Here is a 17,574-nt window from a genome sequence, read left to right as displayed (position 1 = left end):
CGCAAGAGCGGCTATGGGCACAATCGGGCTGAGCGAGATTGGGCTGTTCAGAGTTCACTGAATGCCGGCTAAGAGCCGGCGCATGGCTGATTGCGGTTGCAGGACGAACGAGGCCGACACACCCGAGCAGAGACGCGTTCTCACGATCGCGCTTGGCCTCAATGCTGCTATGTTCGTCATAGGGGTGACCGCAGGTGTGATCGCCGGATCATCAGGGCTCATCGCTGACGGCCTGGACATGCTCGCAGACGCAACGGCCTACGCGATCGGACTTGCAGCAGTCTCTCGCGGCCCGAATTTTAAAGGCAAATGCAGCTCGGGCAAGCGGATTGTTGCTTCTTGCGCTCGGCGCGGGTGTTCTTCTCGATGCAGCACGACGCGCCTTGTTCGGGGAACGCCCCGAAGGCTGGATCATGGTCGTAGTAGCCAGCATCGCGTTGATCGTGAACTCGACGGTGCTGCGAATGCTGACCAAGCAGCGCAACCGAGAGGTCCACATAAGAGCGACGGTAATCTTCACGCGCGTGGACGTGATCGCGAACATTGCTGTGATTGTCTCCGGCGCGATCGTGATCGTTACAGGTTTCCGGTTCGTCGACTTGCTGGTGGGCGGCGCGATCGGAGTGTACATCGTCAGGGAGTCGTTTGAGATTCTGGCCGATGCACGAAAGGCCAAAGAGGCTAGTTCCTGAGGGCCGCTCACCAGCGCCGCCGATGGTTAGTCAGTTAGGCTTCGCACCCGCACATTAACGACGCCTGGCGACCCAAAAAGATGATGCGCTGGGACGAAACGGGTCAGGCGTCCGGTCCCTGCGAACTACGAAGAGGAGCAGCACGCACCGGCGGAGCCCGAGTTGCGCGCCTCTTGGACGGGTGGACAAGCCACATCTCCATAGGAGCAAAAGACGCAGCAATCGCCGGAAACAGGTTTCAGCACCGCACCGCAATGCCGGCAATCATAGAAATACTGGCAAGCGTCAGCCGGCATCGTTTCGGTCGAGACGCCGTCACATCGGGGGCAGGTCAGAGTTGATTGGAGCTCGGTCAAGTGCGTGTCGCTTTCAAATCCCAGATGGCAATCCCAATCATGAGCACAAGGCCGGGATAAAGCAGCCATTCTGTCGCCATGCCAAATGTCGCCATCAGCAGCGCTGCAGCCAGCACAAGTAATGGTCCACTGATCCCGAGAACCATCCGCACCCAACCTCGGCGGCGGAGTCCACCGATAACGTTTGCGGCCAAGCCGATGAGGGCAAACAGCGGCAGTATGTAATGGATTGAGATGCCCTCGAACTGGCTGAGAAAGCCTAATCCGAGCGCGGAAGCGAGACTGGCGAGCGCAGGAAAGCACGCCGTGCAGCTCATCGCCGCGATGATGGCGCCGATGGTGCCGGTGCTGCCTGCAACGCGTGTGCCTTGGGTGGACATGCTGGTGGACTGACTCTCGTTTGTATTGATGTCGAGAAGGGTGCCCGGCCTTTCCGACCGGACACCCTTCCTTACTCTACCCTACTGTCTCACTTGCCGTGGGGGCAGTCGGGACAGCTTGGGCAACAACAATCGGCGACAGCCTTGGCCACCTGCGGCGCGGCGGCGAAAGCCCCCGACGCAGCAGACAGCGCTACTATCGCCAGAATGATTTTCTTCATGATGTTTTCTCCATCAATGAAATTGAATTGCTTGGCTCTCACGCCGTTCCGGGGTGGCGGCGGGTCCGGCGCATAAACATGGCCCCGAAGCTCTGCGATGGTCACGACGTAGGCGGGCGGGTGAACTATCGCGACCGGCGCGACGGTCGGAATCGCTGGCACCACGCCAAGGCACACCGGGCCGCAATCGGGCATGACGCTGTTGACGGGCTTGGAGTGCGTGCAGCTGTCATCGGCTGGCCTGGCAGCCACAGGCTCAGGGCAGGCATAGGCGGCAGCTGTCCAGCCAAGTCCGCAGAGCATCGCGAACGCTGCGAGGATGCTGAAGAGCGCGCGGCGAAGCCCAGCCATCAGGCGCTATTAGCGCGATTCAATCCTCTTTCCCATTGTCTGACCTGCTCCACCCAGCCTTTTCATTTCTACTTTTTTCGAAACATCCTTGACGTAGGTTGGAGAACAGGTCATTTCGACAATTATCGAAAGGACGAATTATGGCTTCCGTATACGGTTTCTTCCGGGCGGTTCTGAACGCTTTCACCGCGCTCCCACCGGCCCCTTGTTGCGCGGCCGCCGTTCATTGGGCGAGCTTCCGTTAGGATGCGCGCCGACAGTGCCATCGGAGCGCTCGGCGCGCTGGCCCAAGAGCACCGCCTCGCCTTGTTCCGCCTGCTCGTGCAGGCCGGCGACAAGGGCATGGCGGCGGGCGCGATCGCCGAGAATCTCGGCGTCCCCAATAGTTCGCTCTCCTTCCACCTCGCCCAGCTCAAGAATGCCGGCCTGATCCTGCAGGAGCGGCAGCACCGCTCGCTGATCTACCGCGCCAACTATCCGGCGATGAACGCGCTGGTCGATTACCTCATGGAAAATTGCTGCGCCGGTGCCGACTGCGGCGCCGCCTCGGCCTGCGCACCCACCCCTCAATCGGAAAAAAGGAAGTCCGCATGAAACGCCTGCACGTCCATGTCGGGGTCGACGACCTCGCCAATTCCATCCGCTTCTACTCGACACTGTTCGCTGCCGAACCGACTGTGGTGAAGGATGATTACGCCAAGTGGATGCTCGACGACCCGCGGGTCAATTTCGCAATCTCTCAGGGCAATCACGCGAAGAAGGGCATCGAGCACCTCGGCATCCAAGCCGAGAGCAGCGAAGAGCTGTCGGAGGTTTACGGACGCCTCAAGGCCGCCGATTGCCCGGTGCTGGAGGAAGGCCAGACCACCTGCTGCTACGCCAAATCGGAGAAGAGCTGGATCAGCGACCCCGACGGCGTCGTGTGGGAAGCCTTTCTCACCAACGGCGAGGCCACGACCTACGGCGATAGCCCTGCGCTCGGCACGCTGTCCGACAGCGTTGGCGATAAATGCTGCCTGCCGAAGGCCGCCGCGTGAGCAGGACCTACAACGTCCTGTTCCTCTGCACCGGGAACAGCGCCCGCTCGATCCTCGCCGAGGCGATCCTCAACAAGGAAGGCGAAGGCCGCTTTCGAGCCTTCTCCGCGGGGAGCTTCCCTAAGGGCCAGGTGCATCCGGGATCGCTGAAACTGCTTAGCGAGCTTGGGTTTCCGACCGAAGGCTATCGCTCGAAAAGCTGGGACGAATTTGCCGCCGACGGAGCGCCGCCGCTCGATTTCGTCTTTACGGTCTGCGACGACGCGGCGGGCGAGACTTGTCCAGTCTGGCCGGGCCATCCGATGACCGCGCATTGGGGCATTCCCGACCCCGCAGCCGCAGAACCGGACAGGCGAGATCGTGCGTTCCGCGACGCCTTTTACGCCCTGCAACGGCGCATTCAGTTGTTCCTGTCGCTGCCGCTCGACAGTATCGACGGGATGAGCCTCCAATCGAAGGTGCGCGAGATCGGACGTCGCAACGACGAAGATGCAGCTTGAGCCGCCGACCCTCGCACGCCGCGTTGCCGCCGAGGGCCTGGGCGCCTTCTTCCTCTTCGCCTGCGTGATCGGCTCGGGGATCATGGCGCAGAACCTCTCGGGCGGGAACGATGCCATCGCATTGCTCGGCAACACGCTCGCGACCGGCGCGATCCTGTTCGTGCTGATCACCTTGCTCGGGCCGATCTCTGGCGCGCACATGAACCCGGCGGTGAGCCTGGTCGCCGCCTCGCGCCGCGAGCTGGGTTGGGGCGACGCCGCCGCCTACATCGCTGCGCAGTTCGCCTTCGGCATTCTCGGCGCCTGGGCAGCGCATTTGATGTTCGGACTGCCGACGCTGCAGCTGTCGGTGAAGGCGCGCACCGGGCCCGGCCAGTGGACCGGCGAGTTCATCGCCACCTTCGGCCTGATCCTGACGATCCTAGGCACTGTCCGCTTTCGCGAGCGCTGGGTGCCGGTGACCGTCGCGGCCTATATCACCGCGGCCTACTGGTTCACCTCCTCGACCAGCTTCGCGAACCCGGCGATCACCGTCGCCCGCAGCCTCACCAACAGCTTCGCCGGAATCGCGCCGCACGACGTGCTGCCGTTCATAATCGCTCAGTTGCTGGGCGCGGGGTGCGGAGCGCTGTTAGCGAAGTGGTTATTAGCAGGATCCTAGTTTCCGGATTGGGTCGCAAGCCGCCGCTCGGCGAATTCCTGAATAGACCTCCGAAGTGCGACTACTCCAACCCAAAGCGGACGATCCGCCTGCGGCCAGAGCATGCCATTCGGCTTAGCGCCATCGCGGTCGTAGCCGGTCATACACAGAATCTGCGGAAGCTGCCGATCCTGCATTTACATATCGGCATCTGATCACGCAGCTAACATGCACTCTCGGGTCCCATGAAATAGCACGCCGCCCACGTAATTCTTGATGTGCTGAGCGATTTGCCAGACGTCAACGCACCGAGAAAGCTGCCCATTGCTGCCAGGCGACGGATGTGAGTCACTAAAGGCGAGGGTCCCGTGGGCCCCAAAGATCGCAAACTGTGCATAAGCACGGGTACGCACACCCAGCCTGTCCTGGAGTTCAGCAAGCCCCTCTTCTGAATGCATCTTCTGAGCAAGCTCGATGAAAGAGCTGCTTGTGACGTAGCGAGGTTCCCAGCTGCGCCGACTGAATTCCAGCATCGCGAGCCGCACGTATGCGACGTCCGCAATCTGGGTGATTAGTGGAAGCGCTTGCTCTCTGACGACTCCGGCTCTCTCCGCGTCTACCAAAGCCTTCCCAGCCGCAACTTCCCGCAGTGACACTCTTGAGACCGCATCGGCATTCGCACGGCCGAACGCACCGCGGGCGCGCAGCACCGTGAACGCGCCTCGACTGTCGAAGCCACAAATAGAGGCGGCGTGGTCGTCGGGTATACCGTTGTCGTGGATGTACCAAGTTCGCATGAGCATCTTTCAATTCTGCGGCGAGAGGGGAGCGCGTCGCTGCGTGCGGCAACGTGACGCGCGGGAATTTTTGAGCCATTGAAAGCTCAGATTATGCTTATAATCTAATTTCTACAGTACTGTCAAGTAGAAATCCGCGGTTAGTAAGTTATTCCAACTACAACCAAGAACTTTTATCCACCTTTTACTCCGCTCTACTGCGGGAGATCGCCCCTAATCGGCGCACCCCGCTCGATGGCACCAGTCGCGTCCTGAGGCGGGCCCTTGAGCGATCAACGGGGCGCTAAGCGGCGTCCCAAGCGACGCGGGGTAAAGCCTCTGCGCCGACCAAAGCTTTCCTCCGTCGATCTCTACAGTTAGCATCAACGATATGATCAATCACGAACGCCTCAGGTCATGAAGACCATCATCGACGTCTACTGTGATGAATCCTGCCACCTTGAGAATGACGGTCAGAGCGCCATGACGCTCGGCGCCCTGTGGCTTCCGGATGAGCGAAAAGCCGAGATCAGCGCGCGCATCGCCGAGATCAAAAACAAGCATAAGATGCCGTCCAGCTTCGAGGTAAAGTGGACGAAGGTCAGCGGGTCAAAAGTCGATCTTTATATGGATCTGGTCGACTATTTTTTCGATGATGACGATCTAAGATTCAGGTGTGTGGTCGCGCCAGATAAGTCGGCGCTCGATCATGAAAAGTTCCAGCAGAGCCACGATGATTGGTACTATAAGATGTACTTTCATCTGATCAGCTTCCTGCTGAAGCCGCAGTACCGGTATCGCATCTACCTCGACATCAAGGACACAAGATCGAAGCTGAAGGTGAAGCGGCTTTGGGAAACGCTATCCAACAGCCAATTGGATTTCTCCAGGAGCATGATCGACCACGTTCAGCAGGTTCGCTCGCATGAAGTGGGCCCAGTACAGCTTGCGGACCTCCTAATCGGCGCCATGTCCTATAAGGCTCGGGGCATGGGCGACAGCGCGGCAAAGCGAAAGATCGTCGAGCGGATAGCGGCGCGCAGCGGCTATTCGCTAGCGAAGAGCACCCTCCCGAAAGAGGACAAGTTCAATATTTTGATTTGGCAGGCGTCTTAATGCCAGATTGGTTGCCGCCGCTCATCCTCCTGGAACAGTTTAATGGTGATTGGAACGCTTATCTGGCCGCCATCTACGCGAAGTTTCAGCAGGACTTTCTCGGACATCGGCCTCCCTTTCAGGGCAGGCGCATGGGCCTAAAGAGGCAGCCGATCGAAGAAGGCAAGGAGGCCACCTTTTGGCACTTCGTATCGACTGGGAACGTGGAAGCGGATCGCATCATCGAGCCCCGTCGGTGCGAGCGTATCGCTTGGCCTCGCGCTATCATCGATCATTGCACGGATCCTGCCATTAAGATGTGGTCAGAGGAGCGCAAAGACTCCGTGAATATCCATCTGTGGTGCGAGGAGGCCGAGTACCTCGTCGTGCTCGCTGATCGCGGCGAATTCGTTCTTCCGTGGACGGGATATCCAGTTGAGCGAGAGCACCAACGGGAGAAGCTCAATCGGCGCTGGGAAGAATTTGGAGGGCCCTGAAACGGCTGGACCCGCCACTCCGAAGAGCAACGGGCCCGTAACTCCTTCCACACTGACGCCTTAGCGGCTGGTGGATGAGCTGATCGTTAAATAGCGCGTCAAGCCAAAAGTTTCAAGACTTTTCTACAAAAAACCCTTGACAAAAAGAGAATTGCTCGTTCCCGGCGCCTCTCTCTCAACTCTCTGCGTACGAGCACAAAAAAGTCGGATGAGTCAAGCGGACTGAGAGAGCCTTTCGGATCTCATCTAACTGTCCGCCTTTCTCCAAAGACGAAATCGCCTCTGCAAAGAGGCAATGTGGTGCACATTAGCAGCAGTGAAGAATTATAACGTGGCGGCCATTGCCTCGTGCTGAACCGAGCCTTCGGTCGCTCAATTAGGAGGCAGGTCGGACCTTCTCGGCCACCTAAACAGCAGCCGATCCGAATCGTCACGGATCTTAGCCCAGTCGGCGACGCCATCCTCTACCCAGCTCTGAACAGTTCCCCGAGCAGCCTCGAGAGGATAGTCGTTCCAATACTCTGGTCCCGACAGTTCGCCGTCTTTGGAATGTGTGATCCTAAGGTCCATGCTCAATGTCTCTGCGTAGCGCACTCCATATGGAAAGCGTCCTTTGAAATTTCTAGCACTCAACCTTGATCCAGGCTCGGCTTAGCCCATCTAATTTTGCCGTCTCGTACGACAAAATGACTGCCACAGCCCCTGGTGCGCCATACGGACGGGGATAGCGAGATAATACCATTCTCTGCGACCTGGGCGCGCCAGCGTGGGCGATCATTAGGGACCAAGCTTAGTTGTATGGTGGTTTGACACCCGCACGGACACACCATCGCTGCGCTCCACCACAAGCCATCTTCCCCCACGAGGTAGATGTGGTCCTCACTCAGTTCGTCGGGCAGATCCTCAACCTCCTGAGCTTTGAGCGGCCAAATCCATCGACGGAGAGCTACGAGCCGCCGTCTGATCCACGAAATCTCGCTACTCATTACGCCGCCTCCCGACTGAGCTCTGGCCACTCGAGCAACGGCTCAACATCGCCTCGGCCGAGATGTTTGGTGAGTGATGGGCAAGGTTCGCCATCGGATTCCGTTTCGAAGATCCCGTGGCTCAAACTGATACGTCGGACGGCGAAATCCGAATTGGGATCAAGTCGATATGGATGAATACGCGCTAGAAGCTCGTTCACGCCGAAACTGGCGATCAACATATTCAATTGAATGACCGCTGGGCGATCTTCGGCCACACCCTTGATGTAACCCTCTTCGAGAAGGTTGCGATAAGACGCTGGATCGGTTCGCTTCAGCCCGGCAGCTCTCAGTTGCTCTCCCGAATACACGTGACGGCTCAACAAGCTTGAGCCGCCGGGTTTGAGGTAGTGAACGGACCCGCAAACCTGTTCGACACCACCGGTGCCGTCCGCCTCGAGCTTCACGCCCAAATCGAAATATGGGATCATGTAAAATGCCGCTAATCGGTTGAGGAGGTGTCGCCCATCGACGCTATCCATGCAGCCGAAGAGCACATCGCAGTCGGCAAGAGCCTCGACGACATTCCGCTCGAAAATTGTCTCCGCGAACACATCGACCTGGGTGCCAAGGCCCATGGCGTCGATAGCGCGCTTCAAGGCTTCAACCTTCGGACGACGGGCGCGCGCATCTTCTGAGCTTGTGTTGAGAATACGATTGAGATTCCGCCCCTCAACGGTATCAGGATCAACGAGTACCAAAGCACCAACGCAATTCCGCGCGAGCATTTCAATGACGGGACTTCCAGTCCCTGAGCAGCCCACGACACCAATCTTCATGTGTCTGAGCAGCTCGAACGTGCCCTTTCCAAAACTTTGTGCGATGCGCTCGCCGAAGTCGGGAACTTCCTCCGAAGGGTGAGCGAATGAGATTTTGATGTCGTCGCCCACAACCGCGGCGCTCTCGAACGGTGTGAAGCCGCCATCCGGTTCGCAAACGCGGCCGATGAGGTCCCCGTCTGCCATCATGATCATGCTTCCAAGCGGGTGCTCACCGCCCAACCAGCCGTAGAGCGAGGGAAACAGCGCGTTATCAGCGACGTCGTCGATCTCTGAAAATTGACGATAGTCCGGGTGGCCGTGAACCTTAAGGACGCTCATTCCCTTCTTATCGGCTCGCTCCAGCAATGCGGGTAAGAGTTCCGTTGACCACGTCACTCGGTCTGCGGTCCGTCTGCATTGGTCATGAGCGATGGGTATCACTTCGCGGACGAAGAGTCGGTGGCGGCGGCCAGCGCGTCTGCCACAAAGCAACAGTGCGACCGCTTCAAGGCCATCGCCGGGGAAGAGATGTCGGTGAAGATCACTGTGCTGAGCTTCGGTCATGGTCACTGAGACGCGCGTCATCTTCAACACTTCCTAAATTCGCGGACGAGCCATTCCTCGACCAAGGCGAAGTGGGTCGAGAGGTTATCTATTCCCGGTCGCCAGGGATTTGCGGGAGTGCGGTGACGGCTCCATCTTTGCCAGTTGCGGCCGTCGAATGGATCGTGGGCTAAGCACCCAATTGTTGCCCCATCCCTTCGCGCCAATGGCGGGTGGAAATAGGCCATATCAATCTGCGAGTCCGGGTAGCCCGGTTCGATGCGCACGTTGATCGAGACGCGTTCCACTGTGTAGCCATCCGGGACCGGAAACTCGTGCAGGACGACACGCTGGACGGCGCCCTCCCGCACGAGTTCGTAAGGGCGGCCCAACGATTCAAGCCACTCCATGTCCTCTTCTGGCAACGAGAAGTCGCGTCGCATCGATCAGCCCTCGGTCTGATCGAGTGGGAGCGTCACGAACCTTTCAATCCCTTCACCACGAAGGTCGACAGTTTGATCGAGCATGATCCGCTCGGCCTGCTGGCCCTGTAGGCGAAGATAGATGCCAAATTGTTCCACCGGGATCTTGCCGGCCAATGTCAGCAGGAACCGGCCGGTGGGCGTCGGCTCTTCCACCTCGTATTCGCGCTTATCAATTTGGATTTTATACTTGTGGGGCTTCGGCTTGCCATGCTCGTCGCCCGCTTGCTTTTCGGCCACTGTCCGTTCCTTTCATCATCGCGGTAGTTTTGCCGTATGATGCTGGTCAGGATGGCTGATTTGGACGCGCGGAAATTTTTTGTTCGCCGTGTCCAAATGCGGCAAGCTGGAGCGCATGGAGGTTCATGCTGAACGCAAGAGTCGAAGGTGATGGTGAGCCGCGATTTGCGGGATTAGCCGAGGCAGCCCGTGGCATCGCAACGCTCGGGCGGGCAGACCTTCGACGACTTGAGTTGATCGCAAGAGCGAGAGCTCAGGGCTTACCGGCAATGGATTGGCGCGACCTGCTGCAAGAAAGCATTGTCCGCACGCTGGAAGGATCCCGGCGTTGGCCACACGGCATCCCGCTCGTCGTCTTCCTGGCTCAAACCATGAGAAGTATTGCGAGCGATGTCAGACAACGTGCCTCCGAGGACTATCCCGGCGAAGGTGCGACCATCGAGCCTGTCGATGATGCCCATCTGAAGATCGAGGCGGATCAACAACTGAGGGACATAATGCGCCACTTTCAGGATGACCGCGCCGTCCGAGATCTAATCAGCGGTCTGCAGATGGGCGAAACGGCGCTTGAAACGCAAAGGCGATGCGGCCTGAGCGCAAACGAATTTGACGCTGCCCGGAAAAGATTTTGGCGCGGTGTCGCTCAAGCGAGTGGAGGCGACTTGTGATGGACGATGACGACCGGCTCGAACGCGTTCTTCACGGTTTCGACGATGCGGTCATTGAGGCGAACGATGAAGAGTTGGGGGCGCCCGATGAAGGCGTCGGCAAGTTAATTGCCGGTGCCCTTAAGGCGTATGGTTTCGACCGCGATGGTTCGCGTGTGCGGACTTCTTGGAAGCGAGCGAGGCGCGGCCGTCCACGACCGGTCGCTCGCTCACCCGTTTCTGCATCACATTCCGAAACACCTTTGCGAGCAACTTTCAGCTGCGATCGCCATGATGAAGATGATGATGATCCAGAAGGGTCGAAAACGTGAGCCGTTAAGAAGCTAGGAGAGCTTGATGACGTCGGAAGTGGCAGTGATGAATCGGCTGGCGGTCGCCTTGGCGGCGGACAGTGCCGTTTCGGTGTCCGATGGTCGTCGGAGCAAAGTCTACAACACAGCGAACAAGCTGTTTATGTTGTCAAATCGGGACCCGGTGGGTGTCATGGTTTACCAAAACGGCTCCCTGATGGGCGTCCCGTGGGAAGTCTTGATAAAGACCTTCAGAGCGACGCTTCCGGACGAGGGGTTTCCAACATTAGAGGAATATGCCGCCGCGTTCCTATTCTACATCGAGGAGCAGAAGGGGCTTTTCACTCCCGAACTCCAGGAACGCTACTTCCGGGAAATGGTGGAGAGCGAATTCGCCGAACTCGCCCGCCAGGTGCAGAAAGCCCTGCGCGAGGAAGAGCAGAATATCAAAGACGACGATGATTGGGAGGCAATTCGAGACAATACGATCAAAAGGAAGATCCGTGAGGCGCATCAAGAATGGTCAGAGTACGAACCGTATCCTGGAATACCTTCCGAGTATGGCAAGCACCTGCGGACCCAAGCGTCTGGCGAGGTATCGAAAATTGTCCTCACGCATTTTCGAACGCGAGGCTGGACTATACCGAGTGAGGATATCCACCTGCTGAATGAGCTCGCCGAGTTTTACGTAGAGAAGAAATTTATCGCGCCGGCATCTTTCACTGGCCTCGTCGTTGCCGGGTTCGGCAAATCCGAATTTTTCCCCGTCTTGAAGCGATTTAGGGTGGGAAATGTGTACGACGGCCACCTTAAGAGGGTAGAACTTGATGCCGTGAAGATTACAGAAGAGGAGCCGGTGCATGTCGGCGTGTATGCCGACTCCGATATGGCAGAATTGTTCCTAAAGGGCTTCTCGCCCCCCGCGCTGAACATGTTTCTGCGGGAAGCTTTCAAGCGCGGACATCAGATCGCTGCCGAGACTTTGAACATCATGAAGATCTCGCCGGACGAAAAGGCGTGCGACGCGATCGAGCAAAAGTGCGATGAGATCCTAATGGAGCTTGTCGACACCATTCAGCGGTATCGACATCGTTCGGGGATGACGGATTTTGAGAAAGCGCTGATTCACATACCGAAAGACGAGTTGGCCAATGTCGCTGCGTCGCTCGTCAACTTGAATTCGTTCAAGAAGCGCATGTCGATGAATATCGAGTCTGTGGGAGGTCCGGTCGACGTCGCCGTGATCTCTAAGGGCGACGGATTGATCTGGATCGATCGGAAACACTATTTTGAGGCGGAGAAAAATCCGCAATACATGCAGCGGCAGTTCAGGCAATCCGGAACGGAAGCACCGCAATGAACGATCGCGATAAATTTCTGAGCTCAGATTCAGGAAAGAAGCGCTCCACGGAAGTCGATCCCGATGGCCGCTATCAACGGTTTCTCGACAAGGTCATCAAACGCCATCCCGATTTGAAGATGTTAAACGGTCTCCGAGACCCGCGGCCTTAGCTATGTGGTCGCGAGCGCCTTCGTGAATATGCCGCCGGCGCGGGTGCACTTGAGCCGTTAGGTCGTATGATCGGAAATGGAGTCAGGTGCCCGGAATTTGAGTCCGTGCCCGCGGAATGCGACAGTTCCGCCCCCCTTCAAATCCTGCAGGCCCCAGTCGGCACGGGCGGCCGGCAGGTTCCGAAGCAGGCCTTATTCCGCTGATCACAACGAAGGTTCGTCATGGGCGGAGCACCGCGGTAATTGTCCGTTCGAGCGAAAATGCTCCTCCGCTGCCACCGCCTGGCGAACGGGCGGGTGCAGCGGACTTCTTCGTGAAGCGAGCCCTTTCACGCGGCGGCTCTGCAAAGACCGGGGTCACCGCGGACGCGAGTACAGCCCACGCGCCCGCGATGACCACCACACGCCGCTGTGAAGGGGACTTCGACGGCGTGTTCACGTGTTCACTCATACCTCAAGGCATGGATCGGATTTGCTCGCGCAACCTTGATCGCGTGTCCGACGACGGTCGCAATCGCGATCCCAAGCGCAATCGCTGCCGCTATCAGGAACGGGACGGGGGTCAGCGAAATGCGCTGGTCGAAGCCGTTCAGCCAGTCACGCATCAACCACCAGGCAATCGGCCAGGCGATGATGTTGGCGATGATCACGGGCCGGCTGAACTGCCACACCAGAAGTCTCACGATGTCGCGCGTGCTGGCACCAAGGACCTTCCGGATCCCGATTTCCTTGGTACGCCGTTCAGCAGTGAAGGCGGCTAGGCCGAACAGCCCGAGGCAACCGATGACCACTGCCAGAAGCGAGAAGGCAGCGAAGATCTTCGCACGCGAATCCTCCGCCTTGTAGAGCTCGCGCATGATGTCCTCGCTGAACTTCGCCTGGAACGGGACGTCGTTCGTGATCTGCTTCCACTGCGCCTCGATCGCGCCCTCTACCGTCGCCGGATCGCCGCGGTAGCGGATGATCATCCAGCCCGGCCCCCGGTGCTGGTTCTGGAACATGATCGGATCGATCGGCGTGCGCACGGAGCGGAAGCGGGTGTCGCCGACGACTCCGATGATGTTGATGTCGACCATGCCGGTGCCGGGCTCGAACAGCTCGCTCTTGAGAACCTTGCCGACTGCGTCCCGCGGAGACGCAAAGCCGAGCTTCTTGGCCGCATATTCGTTCAGGACGACGTTCACGCCGCGCTGCGCAAGCGCCATCTCCTGGGTCTTCTGGACCGGGAAATCGAGCGTCATGTCGTCCATCGGCCGGTTCCGGTCGAACCACCGGCCAGCCAGCAGCTTGAGGCCCATCGCGTCGAAGAAGCCCTCGTCCACGCCATATTGGCCGATCGTCACCTGCTTGTTGCTGCCCGGCGGGATGAGGCCCGTGTTGCTGCTGTTGTCGGTGGCAACGCCGATGTCGGTCAGTCCGACCGCAACGACGCCGGGTACGCGCTTCATCTGCTCGATGATCGTCTGCACCTTGGGGAGAAGCTGGTACCGATTGAGGTCCTCGACCTGGACTATGTGGTCCCGCTTGTAACCGGGATCGACCGAACGAGCATAAACTGTCTGCCCGTAGATTACCGCCGTGCAGATGATGAGGCCGATCGACACCGCGAACTGCGCGACCACCAGCGCGGCGCGCAAGCGCCCCGAGCCGGGCGTCTCGGCCGCGGACCTGTTGGCCTTCAGGACCTGCGCGGGCTGGAACCTCGAGAGGAAGAAGGCTGGATAGAGGCCGCTGACGACGCCAACGACAAGCGTGAGCAGTAGTGCAGGCAGGATGATGCCGTTGCTCCCGATGTAATTGAGCGTGATGTCCGCATCGAGGAAGGCCGCAAAAGGCCTTACCAGGACTTCGACGAGCGTCAGTGCAAGCAGCATGGCAACTGCCGAAATCAGGACCGATTCAGCGACGAACTGGACGACGAGCTGCCGGCGCGTTGCGCCGAGAACCTTCCGCAGCGCCACCTCACGGGCCCGCTGGGCGGCCCGCGCGGTCGCGAGATTCGTGAAGTTCACCACCGCCATCGCAAGAATGAGAACGGCGATGATCGCAAACGTCGTGATCGACCGCTCGTCGTTGCCCGGCGTCATCGAGCCGCCCTGCGCCTTGCCCAGGTGAACGTCGCGCAGGTTGACGAAATGCCAGTCCTGGTCGTCGCCCTGGTTGAAGCGGATGCTTCCGTTGGGCTCGTCCGGGATGTTCCTCTTCTCCCAGGCAGGCTCCTGCGCCTGCAACTGCGCAGCATCGGTGCCGGGACGGAACTTCAGATAAACCCAGCCCGACTGGCAGCCCCAGCAGGTGAGGAACCGCGGCTCCTGGGCGAAGAAGCTGTTGAAATCCAGGCGTTCGATGCCGTTGATCTTCAGACTGGAATTCTTCGGGATATCCTTGAAGACACCGGTGATCTTGAAGTCTCGGCTGACGCCCTTGGAGATCGTCGTCATTGTTCTGCCGACGACGTCGTCGGTGCCGAAACGCCGCATCGCTTCGCTTTGCGAGAGAATCACGGTGTTCGCTGAAGGAGTGCCGGTGCCGCGAACGAGCGGCAGGTTGACGACTTTCAGGAAGTCATCGTCGGTAAGAAGATAGTCTTTGGTCGTCGAAGCCTGGCCGTTCTTGACGAATACCGGCTGACTGCTGAGCGCGTAGACGGCGCCCGTGACCTGTGGGAAGTCCTTCCTGATCGCGTCCTTGGTGACGTAGGCCGACATCTGCAGAAACAGCGGGTCGCTATCCTTGGGATGCGGGTACCACGCCTGAAGCTGGTAGGTGTTCTCGACGTCGGGAAGCCAGCTGTCGTAGCTCCGCTCGTAACGAATATAGAGAAGGATCATGACGCACGCGGCCATGCCGATCGCAAGGCCCGCGATGTTGATCACCGAATAGGTCTTGCTCTTCGCGAGCGCCCGGACCGCAACGGTCCAGTAATTGCGCCACATGATGACTGTCCTCTCCAAGATACGGGTTCCTCTGATCAGATGGTGCGCAGTCGCTTATTCATAGCGAAGCGCATGGATGGGGTTGGCGCGGGCGACCTTCATCGCGTGGCCAACGACGGTTGCGACGGCGATTCCGAGTGCGATTGCAGCGGCCAGAAGAAAGGGAACGGGCGTCAGCGCAATTCGCTCGTCGAAACCGTTCAGCCAATCGCGCATCATCCACCAGGCGACCGGCCAGGCGATGAGGTTCGCGATGATGACGGGACGGCTGAACTGCCAGACCAGTAAGCGAACGATGTCGCGGGTACGGGCACCCAATACCTTGCGGATGCCGATTTCCTTTGTCCGGCGCTCGGCCGTGAAGGCAGCGAGCCCAAAGAGGCCGAGGCAACCGATGATCACTGCAAGAAGCGCAAAGGCAGCGAAGGTCTGCGCCCGGGCATCCTCTTTCTTGTAGAGCTCGGCAATCACGTCCTCGCTGAACTTGGCGTTGAAGGGAACTTCGTTCGTAATTTGCTTCCACTGGGCTTCAATGCCGGCGCGCACGCTCGAGGGATCACCGCGGTAGCGGACGATCAGCCAGCCGGGACCCGCGGTTACCTTGTGGAACATCATCGGTTCGATTGGAGTCCGGACCGAGCGGAAGCGCGTATCGCCAACCACTCCGATGATGGTGGCGTTGGTGATACCCGCCTCCTCCGACATGAGCTTGCCGCGGACGACCTTTCCGACTGCGTCCTGGGCATTGCTGAAGCCCAGTTTCTTCGCGGCATTCTCGTTGATGACGACGTTGACGCCGCGCGCCGCGAGCGCCTTTTCGACATTGAGGTTCTGGGGATAGGGCTGCGTCATGTCATCAACGGGCCGGTTCCCGTCGAACCAGCGTCCCGCCTTCAGGCTGAGGCCCATGGCGTTCAGATAATCTGCACCGACATTATACTGACCGATCAGGACCTGGCGGTTGCTTCCCGGCGGAATGATGTAGGTATTGCTCTGGTTGTTGGTGTTGACGCCGATCTCGGTCAGCGAGGCCGCGACCACTCCTGGAACCCGCTGCATCTGGTGCACGATCATGTCGGCCTTGGGCCAGAGCTGAGCGCGTCCCAGTTCCTCGACCTGCAGAATGTGATCGCGCTTGTAGCCAGGATCCACCGAACGGGCGAAAACGGTCTGTCCGTAGATGACGGCCGTGCAGATGATGAGACCGATCGAAACGGCGAACTGGAAGACGACGAGGATCGTCCGGACACGCCCTGATCCCGGCGTTTCTGCCGCAGACCGGTTCGCCTTGAGAACCTGCGCCGGCTGGAACCGCGAGAGGAAGAAGGCGGGGTAGAGGCCGCTGAGGATCCCGACCAGCAAGGTCAGCCCGATCGCGGGGAGGAGGACGCCGTCACTCCCGAAATATGAGAGCGTGATGTCGCCGTCGAGGAACGCCGCAAAGGGCCTGACGAGGAGTTCCACCAGCGTGAGCGCAAGCAGCATCGCGACTGCAGAAATGAGAATGGACTCGGCGACGAACTGGACGACCAGCTGACTGCGATTGGCGCCAAGCACCTTGCGGAGCGCAACTTCTCTCGCCCGCTGGCTCGCGCGTGCCGTCGCAAGGTTGGTGAAGTTCACGACCGCCATCCCAAGAATGAGAACGGCGATGATTGCGAAGGTGGCGATCGAGCGCCGGTCGTTGCCGGGCGTCATCGGCGAATCCTGTGCCTTGCCGAGGTGAATGTCCCTGAGGTTGACGAAGTGCCAGTCCTCGTCCTGCCCGGCATTGTAGCGGATATTGCCGTTCATCTCGTCGGGAATGTTGCGCTTTTCCCATGCCGGCATCTGTGCCTCGAGAGCGTGGGCGTCGCTGCCGGGGCGAAGCTTCACGTACACGTAGCCTGACTGGCACCCCCAGCAGGAGGTCAGGAAATTGGGCGTGTCGGCGTAGAATTGGTTGAAATCGAGCCTGATGACGGCGTCGATCTTCATGCTCGAGTTCTTCGGCAGGTCCTTGAGGACTCCGGTGATCTTGAGATCGTGCTTCACGCCCCTCGTGATGATCGTCATCGTGCGCCCGACGACCTTGTCGGTCGCGAAGCGCTTGATCGCCTCGCTTTGGGTGATGACCGCTGTCTCTGGCGCAGTGAGCGAGCCGCCTGCCAGGAGCGGAAGACTGACGACCTTCAGGAAGTCATCGTCGGCGAAGTACCAGTTTTTCGTCGCCGACGCCTGACCGTCCTGGACCAGGACCGGTTCATTGTCCTGGACGTAGACCGCATTCTGGACCTGCGGAAAATCCTTCTTGGCCGCATTCTTCGACACATAGGCCGACATCTGCATGAAGGCCGACACGCCGTCCTGCGGGTGCGGGTACCAGGCCTGCAGCTCGTAGGTGTTCTCGACGTCGGGAAGCCAGCTGTCGTAGCTCTGCTCGTAGCGGATGTAGAGGAGAATCATGACGCACGCGGCCATGCCGATCGCGAGACCTGCGATGTTGATCACCGAATAGGTCTTGCTCTTTGCAAGCGCGCGAACCGCGACTGTCCAGTAATTCCGCCACATGTGACCGTCCTCTCTTCAAGAG

General features: G+C 59.2%; 22 protein-coding genes and 1 pseudogene. 13 read left to right on the top strand and 10 right to left on the bottom strand.

What is annotated here, in order from left to right:
• Window positions 1–61 precede the first annotated feature (61 nt).
• Both V8192_RS12220 and V8192_RS12215 read left to right on the top strand, forming a co-directional pair.
• A pseudogene (locus tag V8192_RS12220) lies at window positions 62–226 on the top strand (hypothetical protein); the annotation flags it as partial.
• 106 nt (window positions 227–332) lie between these two features.
• A complete protein-coding gene (locus V8192_RS12215) occupies window positions 333–692 on the top strand; it encodes a cation efflux transmembrane domain-containing protein (RefSeq protein ID WP_341633382.1) in 360 nt (119 codons plus the stop codon).
• A 125-nt stretch (window positions 693–817) separates the two neighbouring features.
• Here V8192_RS12215 and V8192_RS12210 read toward each other — a convergent pair whose 3' ends face one another.
• From V8192_RS12210 to V8192_RS12200, 3 genes are all read right to left on the bottom strand, one after another.
• A complete protein-coding gene (locus V8192_RS12210) occupies window positions 818–1,117 on the bottom strand; it encodes a GDCCVxC domain-containing (seleno)protein (protein ID WP_341633381.1) in 300 nt (99 codons plus the stop codon).
• A complete protein-coding gene (gene merC, locus V8192_RS12205; RefSeq protein ID WP_341633380.1) occupies window positions 1,045–1,428 on the bottom strand; it encodes an organomercurial transporter MerC in 384 nt (127 codons plus the stop codon). Before merC ends, V8192_RS12210 begins: the two co-directional genes overlap by 73 nt.
• An 89-nt stretch (window positions 1,429–1,517) precedes the next feature.
• The gene (locus tag V8192_RS12200; protein ID WP_341633379.1) at window positions 1,518–2,000 is read right to left on the bottom strand and encodes a hypothetical protein; all 483 of its coding nucleotides are present in this window, start codon (window positions 1,998–2,000) and stop codon (window positions 1,518–1,520) included.
• Between the two features lie 246 nt (window positions 2,001–2,246).
• Between V8192_RS12200 and V8192_RS12195 the strand changes: the two genes are divergently transcribed.
• The 6 genes from V8192_RS12195 to V8192_RS12170 all read left to right on the top strand — a co-directional run bounded on the left by V8192_RS12195 (window position 2,247) and on the right by V8192_RS12170 (window position 6,545).
• A complete protein-coding gene (locus V8192_RS12195) occupies window positions 2,247–2,594 on the top strand; it encodes an ArsR/SmtB family transcription factor (RefSeq protein WP_341633378.1) in 348 nt (115 codons plus the stop codon).
• Window positions 2,591–3,037 carry an ArsI/CadI family heavy metal resistance metalloenzyme gene (locus V8192_RS12190; RefSeq protein ID WP_341633377.1) on the top strand — a complete coding sequence of 149 codons (447 nt, stop codon included), beginning with the start codon at window positions 2,591–2,593 and terminating at the stop codon, window positions 3,035–3,037. Before V8192_RS12195 ends, V8192_RS12190 begins: the two co-directional genes overlap by 4 nt.
• On the top strand, window positions 3,034–3,537 hold the full coding sequence (locus V8192_RS12185) for an arsenate reductase ArsC (RefSeq protein WP_341633376.1): 504 nt from the start codon (window positions 3,034–3,036) through the stop codon (window positions 3,535–3,537). Before V8192_RS12190 ends, V8192_RS12185 begins: the two co-directional genes overlap by 4 nt.
• Window positions 3,527–4,198, top strand: coding sequence for an aquaporin (locus tag V8192_RS12180; RefSeq protein WP_341633375.1), 672 nt, complete (start codon window positions 3,527–3,529; stop codon window positions 4,196–4,198). The genes V8192_RS12185 and V8192_RS12180 overlap by 11 nt, the downstream gene beginning before the upstream one ends.
• A 1,172-nt stretch (window positions 4,199–5,370) precedes the next feature.
• Entirely contained in the window at window positions 5,371–6,069 is a 699-nt protein-coding gene (locus V8192_RS12175) for a DUF3800 domain-containing protein (RefSeq protein WP_341633374.1), read from the top strand.
• Window positions 6,069–6,545 carry a hypothetical protein gene (locus tag V8192_RS12170; RefSeq protein WP_341633373.1) on the top strand — a complete coding sequence of 159 codons (477 nt, stop codon included), beginning with the start codon at window positions 6,069–6,071 and terminating at the stop codon, window positions 6,543–6,545. Before V8192_RS12175 ends, V8192_RS12170 begins: the two co-directional genes overlap by 1 nt.
• A 629-nt stretch (window positions 6,546–7,174) precedes the next feature.
• Here the strand turns inward: V8192_RS12170 and V8192_RS14685 are convergent.
• A complete protein-coding gene (locus V8192_RS14685; protein ID WP_505574277.1) occupies window positions 7,175–7,531 on the bottom strand; it encodes a ubiquitination-like system serine protease family protein in 357 nt (118 codons plus the stop codon).
• Window positions 7,531–8,670 (bottom strand): HesA/MoeB/ThiF family protein, encoded by a 1,140-nt coding sequence (locus tag V8192_RS12165; protein WP_341633372.1) that lies wholly within the window; start codon window positions 8,668–8,670, stop codon window positions 7,531–7,533. Before V8192_RS12165 ends, V8192_RS14685 begins: the two co-directional genes overlap by 1 nt.
• Window positions 8,671–8,754: 84 nt before the next feature.
• Here V8192_RS12165 and V8192_RS12160 point away from each other — a divergent pair, with 84 nt between their 5' ends.
• Window positions 8,755–8,904: a hypothetical protein gene (locus tag V8192_RS12160; protein WP_341633371.1), complete on the top strand. Its 150-nt coding sequence runs from the start codon at window positions 8,755–8,757 to the stop codon at window positions 8,902–8,904.
• A gap of 14 nt (window positions 8,905–8,918) precedes the next feature.
• On the opposite strand, the gene V8192_RS12155 is transcribed toward V8192_RS12160, so the two are convergent.
• Both V8192_RS12155 and V8192_RS12150 read right to left on the bottom strand, forming a co-directional pair.
• The gene (locus V8192_RS12155; protein WP_341633370.1) at window positions 8,919–9,317 is read right to left on the bottom strand and encodes an E2/UBC family protein; all 399 of its coding nucleotides are present in this window, start codon (window positions 9,315–9,317) and stop codon (window positions 8,919–8,921) included.
• A 3-nt stretch (window positions 9,318–9,320) separates the two neighbouring features.
• Window positions 9,321–9,596: a multiubiquitin domain-containing protein gene (locus V8192_RS12150; RefSeq protein WP_341633369.1), complete on the bottom strand. Its 276-nt coding sequence runs from the start codon at window positions 9,594–9,596 to the stop codon at window positions 9,321–9,323.
• A gap of 125 nt (window positions 9,597–9,721) precedes the next feature.
• Between V8192_RS12150 and V8192_RS12145 the strand changes: the two genes are divergently transcribed.
• The 4 genes from V8192_RS12145 to V8192_RS12130 are packed head-to-tail and all read left to right on the top strand — an operon-like array spanning window position 9,722 to window position 12,066.
• Window positions 9,722–10,264, top strand: coding sequence for a hypothetical protein (locus V8192_RS12145; RefSeq protein ID WP_341633368.1), 543 nt, complete (start codon window positions 9,722–9,724; stop codon window positions 10,262–10,264).
• Window positions 10,264–10,575 carry a hypothetical protein gene (locus V8192_RS12140; protein ID WP_341633367.1) on the top strand — a complete coding sequence of 104 codons (312 nt, stop codon included), beginning with the start codon at window positions 10,264–10,266 and terminating at the stop codon, window positions 10,573–10,575. Before V8192_RS12145 ends, V8192_RS12140 begins: the two co-directional genes overlap by 1 nt.
• A 25-nt stretch (window positions 10,576–10,600) precedes the next feature.
• Window positions 10,601–11,914, top strand: coding sequence for a hypothetical protein (locus tag V8192_RS12135; RefSeq protein ID WP_341633366.1), 1,314 nt, complete (start codon window positions 10,601–10,603; stop codon window positions 11,912–11,914).
• Window positions 11,911–12,066 carry a hypothetical protein gene (locus V8192_RS12130; RefSeq protein WP_341633365.1) on the top strand — a complete coding sequence of 52 codons (156 nt, stop codon included), beginning with the start codon at window positions 11,911–11,913 and terminating at the stop codon, window positions 12,064–12,066. Before V8192_RS12135 ends, V8192_RS12130 begins: the two co-directional genes overlap by 4 nt.
• A 220-nt stretch (window positions 12,067–12,286) precedes the next feature.
• Here V8192_RS12130 and V8192_RS12125 read toward each other — a convergent pair whose 3' ends face one another.
• Genes V8192_RS12125 through V8192_RS12115 form a run of 3 tightly spaced genes read right to left on the bottom strand, consistent with a single transcriptional unit; the run spans window position 12,287 to window position 17,552 of the window.
• Complete coding sequence (locus V8192_RS12125) at window positions 12,287–12,517, bottom strand: hypothetical protein (protein WP_341633364.1); 231 nt, start codon at window positions 12,515–12,517, stop codon at window positions 12,287–12,289.
• A complete protein-coding gene (locus tag V8192_RS12120) occupies window positions 12,510–15,020 on the bottom strand; it encodes an ABC transporter permease (RefSeq protein ID WP_341633363.1) in 2,511 nt (836 codons plus the stop codon). The genes V8192_RS12125 and V8192_RS12120 overlap by 8 nt, the downstream gene beginning before the upstream one ends.
• 36 nt (window positions 15,021–15,056) lie before the next feature.
• The gene (locus V8192_RS12115; protein ID WP_341633362.1) at window positions 15,057–17,552 is read right to left on the bottom strand and encodes an FtsX-like permease family protein; all 2,496 of its coding nucleotides are present in this window, start codon (window positions 17,550–17,552) and stop codon (window positions 15,057–15,059) included.
• Between the last annotated feature and the right edge of the window lie 22 nt (window positions 17,553–17,574).

Origin of the sequence: Sphingomonas agri (genome assembly GCF_038148795.1) — a bacterium.
In the GTDB taxonomy this organism is placed as follows: domain Bacteria; phylum Pseudomonadota; class Alphaproteobacteria; order Sphingomonadales; family Sphingomonadaceae; genus Sphingomicrobium; species Sphingomicrobium agri.
The sequence above is the reverse complement of the archived record's forward strand: the minus strand, read 5'-3'. Positions and strand labels throughout refer to the sequence as shown.

What these genes read in the sequence shown, in the direction of transcription:
- V8192_RS12210 (WP_341633381.1), bottom strand. Translation starts at nt 1,117, where the DNA reads ATGGCTGCTTTATCCCGGCCTTGTGCTCATGATTGGGATTGCCATCTG.
- merC (WP_341633380.1), bottom strand. Translation starts at nt 1,428, where the DNA reads ATGTCCACCCAAGGCACACGCGTTGCAGGCAGCACCGGCACCATCGGC.
- V8192_RS12200 (WP_341633379.1), bottom strand. Translation starts at nt 2,000, where the DNA reads ATGGCTGGGCTTCGCCGCGCGCTCTTCAGCATCCTCGCAGCGTTCGCG.
- V8192_RS12195 (WP_341633378.1), top strand. Translation starts at nt 2,247, where the DNA reads ATGCGCGCCGACAGTGCCATCGGAGCGCTCGGCGCGCTGGCCCAAGAG.
- V8192_RS12190 (WP_341633377.1), top strand. Translation starts at nt 2,591, where the DNA reads ATGAAACGCCTGCACGTCCATGTCGGGGTCGACGACCTCGCCAATTCC.
- V8192_RS12180 (WP_341633375.1), top strand. Translation starts at nt 3,527, where the DNA reads ATGCAGCTTGAGCCGCCGACCCTCGCACGCCGCGTTGCCGCCGAGGGC.
- V8192_RS12175 (WP_341633374.1), top strand. Translation starts at nt 5,371, where the DNA reads ATGAAGACCATCATCGACGTCTACTGTGATGAATCCTGCCACCTTGAG.
- V8192_RS12170 (WP_341633373.1), top strand. Translation starts at nt 6,069, where the DNA reads ATGCCAGATTGGTTGCCGCCGCTCATCCTCCTGGAACAGTTTAATGGT.
- V8192_RS14685 (WP_505574277.1), bottom strand. Translation starts at nt 7,531, where the DNA reads ATGAGTAGCGAGATTTCGTGGATCAGACGGCGGCTCGTAGCTCTCCGT.
- V8192_RS12165 (WP_341633372.1), bottom strand. Translation starts at nt 8,670, where the DNA reads ATGAGCGTCCTTAAGGTTCACGGCCACCCGGACTATCGTCAATTTTCA.
- V8192_RS12160 (WP_341633371.1), top strand. Translation starts at nt 8,755, where the DNA reads ATGAGCGATGGGTATCACTTCGCGGACGAAGAGTCGGTGGCGGCGGCC.
- V8192_RS12155 (WP_341633370.1), bottom strand. Translation starts at nt 9,317, where the DNA reads ATGCGACGCGACTTCTCGTTGCCAGAAGAGGACATGGAGTGGCTTGAA.
- V8192_RS12145 (WP_341633368.1), top strand. Translation starts at nt 9,722, where the DNA reads ATGCTGAACGCAAGAGTCGAAGGTGATGGTGAGCCGCGATTTGCGGGA.
- V8192_RS12140 (WP_341633367.1), top strand. Translation starts at nt 10,264, where the DNA reads ATGGACGATGACGACCGGCTCGAACGCGTTCTTCACGGTTTCGACGAT.
- V8192_RS12135 (WP_341633366.1), top strand. Translation starts at nt 10,601, where the DNA reads ATGACGTCGGAAGTGGCAGTGATGAATCGGCTGGCGGTCGCCTTGGCG.
- V8192_RS12130 (WP_341633365.1), top strand. Translation starts at nt 11,911, where the DNA reads ATGAACGATCGCGATAAATTTCTGAGCTCAGATTCAGGAAAGAAGCGC.
- V8192_RS12125 (WP_341633364.1), bottom strand. Translation starts at nt 12,517, where the DNA reads ATGAGTGAACACGTGAACACGCCGTCGAAGTCCCCTTCACAGCGGCGT.
- V8192_RS12115 (WP_341633362.1), bottom strand. Translation starts at nt 17,552, where the DNA reads ATGTGGCGGAATTACTGGACAGTCGCGGTTCGCGCGCTTGCAAAGAGC.